This is a genomic window from Vibrio sp. Sgm 5 (assembly GCF_026241575.1).
In the GTDB taxonomy this organism is placed as follows: Bacteria; Pseudomonadota; Gammaproteobacteria; order Enterobacterales; family Vibrionaceae; genus Vibrio; species Vibrio jasicida.
Window position 1 is genome coordinate 1 of sequence record NZ_JAPHPY010000096.1, and the last position, 8422, is coordinate 8422.

Genomic DNA, 8422 nt, shown 5'->3' on the forward strand with positions numbered 1-8422 from the left:
CAGATCACACACACGTGAAAGAGTTCAAAAAAAATACCCAAGCTACAAGCTTGGGGATTTGTGTATAAGAGACAGCCCTATGCGGTGGCTTTTTTCTTGGACTAATCGCTACTTTATTTCTTTGGGTGAGTTGCGTAGTGTTAACCGTTCAGACACAAAAATTATAAGAACAAAAAAGGACTTTTTATGCTGCTGGAATTTGCTCTCTTGTTTGCCGCGGGCATCGTTGGTGGGATCATGAACTCCGTCGCCGGTGGTGGTAGCTTCATAACCTTTCCTGCCTTGATGGCGGTTGGCGTGCCTCCCATTATGGCGAACGCGACGAATACCTATGCTTCTTGCGCAGGCTACATCAGTGGTGCAATCGGCTTTCGCGAAGAAATAATGAAGAACAAGCAAGAGCTGGCTTTCACTATCTCTTTCAGTTTGATTGGTGGTGCTGTCGGTGCTTACCTTCTGCTGAATACGCCAGAGTCTGTTTTTCTTGAAGCGATTCCATGGTTACTGTTATTCGCAACCGTACTCTTTTTAACTGGCTCACGCATGACTGCGTTGATTAAATCTCTGACCAAAGAGACCAAACACGCCGGCATTCTGGGTGTGATTGCGCTGAGTCTTCTTTTGATTGGCGTTTCTGCTTATGGTGGCTTCTTCAATGCCGGATTGGGTGTGATCGTCTTAAGTTACTTGGTGGTTGCTGGACACCAAGACATCAACTTAATGAACGGGCTTAAACTGCTGGTTTCGACCTGTGTTTCCCTTATTGCTATCGTGATTTTTGTTGCTAACGGTTCAATCGATTGGACCAAAGGCAGCGTTGTTATGGTTGGCACATTAGTTGGTGGCTACTTGGCAGCGCGTGTATCTCGCCAGTTGAATCCCAGCCACGTAAAAGGCTTTGTCGCCCTTTCTTCTATCGCGATTACCATTTACTTCTTTATTGATGTTTATATGTGAAGAAGTAAATGGTTATTTCTTTAGTTTGATAAGCAATTAGTTGCCATTATTTAATAAAATTTAAACATTCGTAAATCATACGAACATTAACTGAATATTAAATTAAAATAGTTTTCACTAAAAAATACTAACTAAAGTGTTATACATTAAAAAATCATGATAGAAACTCCTTGCATAGTAACATGATGTATTATGTGAACGTATATAGCACTTTTTCATGGCATATATTAACAACCTCACAATTATTGTACGTTTACATTTTTAATTTATATTAGTTATGTAAGCATAATAACGTGTCTAACTGCTGTAACTCACAGGATTAAATATGAAGTATATTCAGATCCAAGAAAAGTTATGGTCAAGCTCAATAGCTTGGTACACCAACGACTTTAAATTATCTGTCCTACCTCTTTTTTCTATTCTTTAGTCTCATCTTACTAACCATCGGTAAGAAGGTTAGTTGATCCCTATTACATTTATTTTCTTAGATCTTCCTTTATAAACATCACTATTAAAGGCTAGCTTCGCACGTCTATATAAAATAAGAGACTTAATTATGGAAAACTTTAAACATTTGCCAGAACCATTCCGCATTCGCGTCGTAGAACCAGTAAAAACCACCACACGTGAATACCGAGAACAAGCCATTCAAAAAGCAGGCATGAACCCATTCCTGCTCGATAGTGAAGATGTGTTTATCGACCTACTCACCGACAGTGGTACTGGTGCTATTACCCAGCAAATGCAAGCTGCAATGTTGATGGGTGATGAGGCGTATAGCGGAAGTCGTAGTTACTATGCCCTAGCCAACGCGGTTAAAGACATTTTCGGCTATGAACTGACCATCCCGACCCACCAGGGCCGCGGTGCAGAGCAGATTTACATCCCAGTCCTCATCAAAAAGCGGGAGCAGGAAAAAGGCTTAGATCGCTCAAAAATGGTGGCCCTATCCAATTACTTCTTCGATACAACGCAAGGCCATACGCAAGTGAATTGCTGCGTTGCCAAAAACGTTTATACCGAAGAGGCGTTCGATACGTCCGTCACTGCTGACTTCAAAGGTAACTTTGATCTAGAGAAATTAGAACACGCAATATTAGAGGCGGGAGCAGAAAACGTCCCTTACATTGTCAGCACTATTACATGTAACTCAGCCGGTGGTCAGCCTGTTTCTATCGCCAACCTAAAAGCCGTTTATGAGATAGCTCAACGCTACGACATCCCTGTCATCATGGATTCTGCACGTTACGCCGAGAACGCGTACTTTGTACAACAGCGTGAGCCTGAATATAAAGACTGGACCATCGCAGAGATCACCAAAGAGACTTACAAATACGCTGATGCCCTTGCGATGTCTGCGAAAAAAGATGCAATGGTACAAATGGGAGGTCTGTTGTGTTTCAAAGATGACTCAATGATGGATGTGTATACCGAGAGCCGAACTTTGTGTGTCGTGCAAGAAGGATTTCCTACTTACGGCGGCTTAGAAGGCGGTGCCATGGAACGCCTTGCTGTGGGATTGTATGATGGCATGCGCACTGAGTGGTTGGAATACCGCATTGGACAAGTCCAATACTTGGTGGATGGCTTAGAAGCCATTGGCGTAGTCTGCCAACAAGCGGGCGGCCATGCAGCATTTGTTGACGCCGGAAAATTACTCCCACACATTCCTTCAGAGCAGTTCCCCGCTCATGCGCTCGCCTGCGAACTGTATAAAGTAGCGGGCATCCGTGCGGTTGAAATCGGTTCTTTGTTGCTTGGCAGAGATCCCGCTACCGGCATACAACATCCGTGTCCCGCAGAACTGTTACGTCTTACCATTCCTCGCGCTACTTACACGCAAACCCATATGGACTTTGTCATAGAAGCTTTCCAAAAAGTGAAAGAGAACGCTCAAAACGTAAAAGGCTTGAATTTCACTTATGAACCAAAAGTACTACGTCACTTTACTGCTCGCTTAAAAGAGGTCTAAAAGACACTCGCGCATCGATAATTAGATGCGCGAGATTCCTTTCTTACACGTTATTTGGTTTGAGTTTATTCATTTCATTTACAGGAATATAAACATGGAAAAGAAACCGTCCTTATTTGGCGGCGCTTGTATAATTGCAAGTGTTTGCGTAGGTGCAGGAATGCTCGGATTACCAAGTGCTGGAGCTGGCGCTTGGACAACCTGGAGTATTATTGCCATTTTAGTAACCATGATCATGATGACAATATCAGGATGGATGCTTTTAGAATCTTTTAAGCGATATGATTTAAAAGTATCTTTTAATACTGTCACGCAAGACGTTCTTGGCAATAGATTAAATATTTTAAATAATATCGCAGTTTATTTTGTTGGAGGCATATTACTTTATGCTTATATCACATCATCAGGTCTGATCATTGAAGGTATCCTTGGTATTAACAGTAAAGTTTCCTCTGTTTTATTTGTCGCTATATTTTCTTTATTTGTTTGGCATTCAACACGAGCGGTAGACAGAATTTCAGTCATTCTGATTATCTTCATGATATTGAGTTTTATATTTGGTGTATCAGGTTTAGCGATAAATATTGATACCAACATATTGTTTGACCATATCAGTAAAGAAACAAATTACGCGCCTTTTGCTTTAGCGATGCTACCCGTAGCGTTAACCTCCTTCGGTTACCATCACTCGGTAGCGACTATGCGTGCTTATTACAAATGTGAGTACCACGCCAAGTTGGCGATTCTCGGCGGTACAAGCATCGCGTTTACACTCTACGTGCTTTGGCTAGTGAGTATTAATGGCAACTTACCTCGTTCTGAGTTTATTCCCGTAATCGAGCAAGGCGGAAACGTCGAAACACTACTTGCCGCGTTAGATTCCGTCATTGACTCAGATAAGGTGTCCAACGCGATTAACGCCTTTTCAATGGCTGCGATTCTTTCTTCTTTCATCGGTGTGGGACTAGGGCTATTTGATTACCTTGCTGACTTTTTCAAGTTTTCAGATACGCGGCAAGACCGAACCAAAACGTGTCTCGTAACCTTTCTTCCACCACTCATCTTATCCCTACTATTCCCATTTGGTTTTGTCCTAGCAATTGGATACGCAGGCGCTGCCGCAACCATATGGACTTGTTTTATCCCGGCTTTACTTGTTTATAAAACTCGTCAACTCGAAGGTGGACAAGAAGGATTTAAAACCCCGTTTGGCAACACAATGATCGTCATGGTGCTTCTGTTTGGTTTGCTTACTGCCACCTTCCACTTCATGTCGATGATGGATCTCCTACCCACCCTTATTAACCAATAAACAGAGATTTTGAAATGGCGTTTAAGATGAAAACTAAGTTACTTATTGTCGCTTCTACGGTTCTACTTTCTAACAATGCTTATTCGGTAACTGTTTATGAAGACGAAGTAAACAAAGTCGATATTGGTGGTGCATTTCTCATGGACTACTTCCAACCTGTTCATTTTCTTGACCACTTCTTTAACACAAGTCGCAGTACATTGAACATTGGTGTAGCACGTACCCTCAATGACAAGTGGTCTACGGACGTTAAGTTCGAATGGGACACAATTCTGAATCCACCATCGAATGAATTTGGAAATAAAAATGGAGATAAATTCCGTAGTCGTTTGGGTTACATATCCGTCAACCACACTGAGTTGGGCAGCTTACGAATTGGTAAGCAATATTCTGCTTATTACGACGTAGCGGGATACATGGACAACCTCATTGTTTTTGATCCGGACGCAACACCACTATTCAGTGATGGAAAAGACGGTGGTTTTTTAGCGACGGCACGCGGTGATAACCTTGTCGTTTATCGTAATAGCTTTGATGCATTGAACCTATCAGCTCAATACGGCTTCAATAACGTGAGCAATCAAATGGGTGGGCTTACTAGGGATAACAACCTAGCAGTCGCGCTAAGTTACGATTTTGATTCCGGCCTGAGCCTTGGTACTACCTATATGCGCAACAAAGTGGAAGGTAGCTCTGGTGGTTTAAATGATGGTGATTCGCAAGAACTAACGACTCTTGCCGCAAAGTACGTAAACCAAGGCTTCCAAATATCGGCAGCCTATACGATCGGGGAAAATGCACACGAAACCGATTTGTTTGGTTACGGATTTGATGGTACAGCGCCAACAGGTAAACCCAACCCTTGGAATACGCGCATCTTGTTGTGACCTTGTAACAAAGTAGGTTGAATGTAGTAACCCTGCTCCAAGTCGTTTTCTTGTTTCGCTACATCGCCACCAAATACCACTTTCGCGCCTTCTTGACGACCGATTTCTAGGTAACTCAGGATCTTATCGAACTGCTCTTGCGACGCTTGAGCGCCAACCTGAGTATCGGTATCAAGTGGGTTACCTTGCTTGATTGTTTGCGCGCGCTCTGCAACTTTAGCGATAAACTTGTCGTACACAGACTCATGCACTAAAACACGTGATGGACAGGTACACACCTCCCCTTGGTTAAAGAACGCAAGTAAGGTGCCTTCAATACACTTATCTAGGTATTCGTCTTCGTGATCAAACACATCTGGGAAGTAGATATTTGGAGATTTACCACCAAGCTCAACCGTCGATGGAATAAGGTTCTCTGCCGCGCATTTCAGAATATGGTTACCGACTTCCGTTGAGCCCGTAAATGCCAACTTAGCGATTCGGTTACTCGTAGCCAGTGCTTGCCCTGCTTCTGAGCCAAAGCCATTGACTACATTCACCACGCCAGCTGGCAGAAGATCACCAATTTTTTCCATCAGAACCAGAATTGAAGTCGGCGTTTGCTCAGCAGGTTTAAGCACCACGCAACAGCCCGCAGCCAATGCTGGAGCCAACTTCCAAGCTGCCATCAACATTGGGAAGTTCCAAGGGATGATCTGCCCAACTACCCCAATCGGCTCAGGGAAGTGATAACTTGCGGTATGCTCATCTAACTCGGCCGCACTGCCTTCTTGAGCGCGGATACAACCTGCGAAGTAGCGGAAGTGGTCGACAACCAAAGGCAAGTCTGCGGCTAACGTTTCACGAACGGGTTTGCCGTTTTCCCATGTTTCTGCCACAGCCAACTCTTCAAGATGTTGCTCAATGCGATCTGCAATCTTAAGTAGGATGTTCGAACGCTCAGTCACACTGGTTTTCGCCCATTGCGCTCTTACGCCATGTGCAGCATCAAGTGCAAGATTGATGTCTGCTTCTCCGGAACGAGCTACCTTACAATACGCTTGACCATTGATTGGCGATGTATTGTCGAAGTATTCACCACCCGTTGGTTTTACCCATTCGCCACCGATGTAGTTGTCGTAATGCGATTTGAAATTAACGATGGCATTTTCACTACCTGGCTGTGCATAAATCATAACTCTTCCTTTTGTTCTCGTTCAGTTTTTGTTTTAAACAACCGAGTGTTCAACTCTGTTGTGTTGTTCACTTCATTACTCAAGTCACATGCCAACAACGCGCGTCTTGTTGTTAATTAAATGTAAAACTATGATTACCAAGCGATAACAAACCAAGTGAGTGACGTTTGAGCGGATGTATGGTGTGAACACCAGTGTTCAAGTGTTCCAAAATGGCACACCCTCACTGTGACAAAATGGTACAGTCATGGAACTTCAACACATTACCAACAGCAATTGGCTTTCCACCTCATGGGATAGAAGTGAGCAAGCCGGTTTAAAACAGCGACGTCGACCAGACGATATTCGCGTAACTTCCGCGTTTCTTGAAGACAGACGCCAACAGCTCAATTTCTTGATCGATGCGGTCAAACAATTCGCTCTTCCCCTGTTTAACCAGTTGTTTGCGCACAGCGACAGTCGCCTAATCTTGACCGATGCAGATGGCGTGATCATCGGTAGCTGGGGACAACCCAAATTCCGCGAAAAGTTGACCGAGATTGCACTCAGTTCTGGTGCATGTTGGCAAGAAAAGCTCAAAGGTACGAATGCCATTGGCACAGCATTAGTGGAAGCAAAGCCTGTCTCTGTGATTGGTGACCAGCACTTCATACAACATCACCGTTTCATCAGTTGCTCGGCAAGCCCTATCTTTGATCATTTGGGTCACTTGATTGGGGTTCTGGACATCACTAGCGAACAAAAGAAGCATGACTTTTCAACGCAAGTTTTAGTGCAAAACATGGTTCAGCAAGTGGAGAATCAACTGCTCAACCAAATTCCTCAAGGGCATATTCGAGTGGATTTAGCCTGTGAGCAAGGTCTACTGAATAGCGGTTGGCAAGGCATCATCATCGCCAATGAAGAGGGGCAGATTCTGGCTCATAACCAAGTTGCATCACAATTGCTGGATCAAACCAACGTTGTTGGACAGCAACTCGCCTCCATACTCGACGATTCTGCCAGTAACGAATCTTTAGTCTTCAAAACTCAGCCACTATCGGAGCGTAAAACATCATCCCGTGCCATTTCTGCCTCGAATGACCTGCATTATGGCGACACCACCGTCGAGCACTGCTGGCAGCAAGCCAATCGCGTTATAGATAAAGACATAAGCTTGTTGATCCTTGGTGAAACGGGCGTAGGCAAAAATGAGTTTGTTAAAGCTCTGCACAAAAACAGCCAGAGAAAAAACGGCCCATTAGTTTCCGTGAACTGCGGTGCGCTGCCGAAAGACTTGGTCGAATCCGAACTGTTTGGTTATGTCGCAGGTGCATTCACCGGAGCAAACAACAAAGGCTACCAAGGTAAAATTCGTCAAGCACACAAAGGCATCTTGTTCTTAGATGAAATCGCAGACTTACCATTAGAAGCACAAAGCCGACTGCTGCATGTGCTCCAAGACAAAACCGTGTTGCCTGTCGGCTCTAACCAAACCATCCAAGTTGATACACAGATCATCGCCGCAACACACAAAGACTTAGAGCGATTGGTTGAACAAGGTGCATTTCGTCAGGATCTTTATTACCGCCTAAACGGACTCATCGTCGAATTGCCTCGTTTCCAAGAGCGTAGCGACAAACAAGCACTGATTGAAAACATTCATCGTCGTCACGCCGAGTCTGAACAAAGCATTTGCCCTCACCTACTATCATTAATGTTGGGCTATGGTTGGCCGGGGAATCTGCGTGAGCTCGACAGCTTAATAAAAGTGTCAGCCTTGATGGCGCAAGGAGAAGCGCAACTCGAGCTTAGCCACGTACCGAACCACCTTGCCAAAAAGCTAAGCCAAACAAACGTTATCGAACAAGTGGATACGTCAAAAACCAGAGACATGCGTACGACTGTGGAAGATAAGTTGGTGAAAACCTACCAAGCAAACCAAGGCAACATCAGTAAAACCTCACGCATGTTGGGTTTGAGCCGCAATACCATTTATCGCAAGCTCAAGAGCCTTGGTATGCTGAAATGATGAAGTGTGAGAAATAAAAAAAGAGCACCTCTTGGGGTAATGCCGATCAGTTAAGAAATTAATAGACTGATCAATTGAACGATCCCACCAGTGTGTAAAAATCCGATA

The 8422-nt window shown here is 44.1% G+C and carries 5 protein-coding genes and 1 pseudogene; 5 read left to right on the forward strand and 1 reads right to left on the reverse strand.

What is annotated here, in order from left to right; all coding sequences use genetic code 11:
* Positions 1-186 precede the first annotated feature (186 nt).
* The 4 genes from OQJ86_RS25705 to OQJ86_RS25720 all read left to right on the forward strand — a co-directional run bounded on the left by OQJ86_RS25705 (position 187) and on the right by OQJ86_RS25720 (position 5128).
* Positions 187-957 carry a sulfite exporter TauE/SafE family protein gene (locus OQJ86_RS25705; protein ID WP_265992081.1) on the forward strand — a complete coding sequence of 257 codons (771 nt, stop codon included), beginning with the start codon at positions 187-189 and terminating at the stop codon, positions 955-957.
* Between the two features lie 556 nt (positions 958-1513).
* Positions 1514-2929, forward strand: a complete 1416-nt coding sequence (gene tnaA / locus OQJ86_RS25710; protein WP_265992083.1) for a tryptophanase — start codon at positions 1514-1516, stop codon at positions 2927-2929.
* 94 nt (positions 2930-3023) lie between these two features.
* A complete protein-coding gene (locus OQJ86_RS25715; RefSeq protein WP_265992086.1) occupies positions 3024-4241 on the forward strand; it encodes an aromatic amino acid transporter in 1218 nt (405 codons plus the stop codon).
* A gap of 140 nt (positions 4242-4381) precedes the next feature.
* On the forward strand, positions 4382-5128 hold the full coding sequence (locus OQJ86_RS25720) for a porin (protein ID WP_265992090.1): 747 nt from the start codon (positions 4382-4384) through the stop codon (positions 5126-5128).
* Here the strand turns inward: OQJ86_RS25720 and OQJ86_RS25725 are convergent.
* Positions 5104-6303: pseudogene (locus OQJ86_RS25725) on the reverse strand (aldehyde dehydrogenase family protein); the annotation flags it as partial. The gene OQJ86_RS25720 and the pseudogene OQJ86_RS25725 sit on opposite strands and share 25 nt — an antisense overlap.
* A 247-nt stretch (positions 6304-6550) precedes the next feature.
* Here OQJ86_RS25725 and OQJ86_RS25730 point away from each other — a divergent pair.
* Positions 6551-8314, forward strand: a complete 1764-nt coding sequence (locus OQJ86_RS25730) for a sigma-54-dependent Fis family transcriptional regulator (protein WP_265992088.1) — start codon at positions 6551-6553, stop codon at positions 8312-8314.
* The last annotated feature ends 108 nt before the right edge of the window (positions 8315-8422 follow it).

Coding starts and splice junctions, on each gene's coding strand:
- OQJ86_RS25705 (WP_265992081.1), top strand. CDS start 187: ATGCTGCTGGAATTTGCTCTCTTGTTTGCCGCGGGCATCGTTGGTGGG.
- tnaA (WP_265992083.1), top strand. CDS start 1,514: ATGGAAAACTTTAAACATTTGCCAGAACCATTCCGCATTCGCGTCGTA.
- OQJ86_RS25715 (WP_265992086.1), top strand. CDS start 3,024: ATGGAAAAGAAACCGTCCTTATTTGGCGGCGCTTGTATAATTGCAAGT.
- OQJ86_RS25720 (WP_265992090.1), top strand. CDS start 4,382: ATGGACTACTTCCAACCTGTTCATTTTCTTGACCACTTCTTTAACACA.
- OQJ86_RS25730 (WP_265992088.1), top strand. CDS start 6,551: ATGGAACTTCAACACATTACCAACAGCAATTGGCTTTCCACCTCATGG.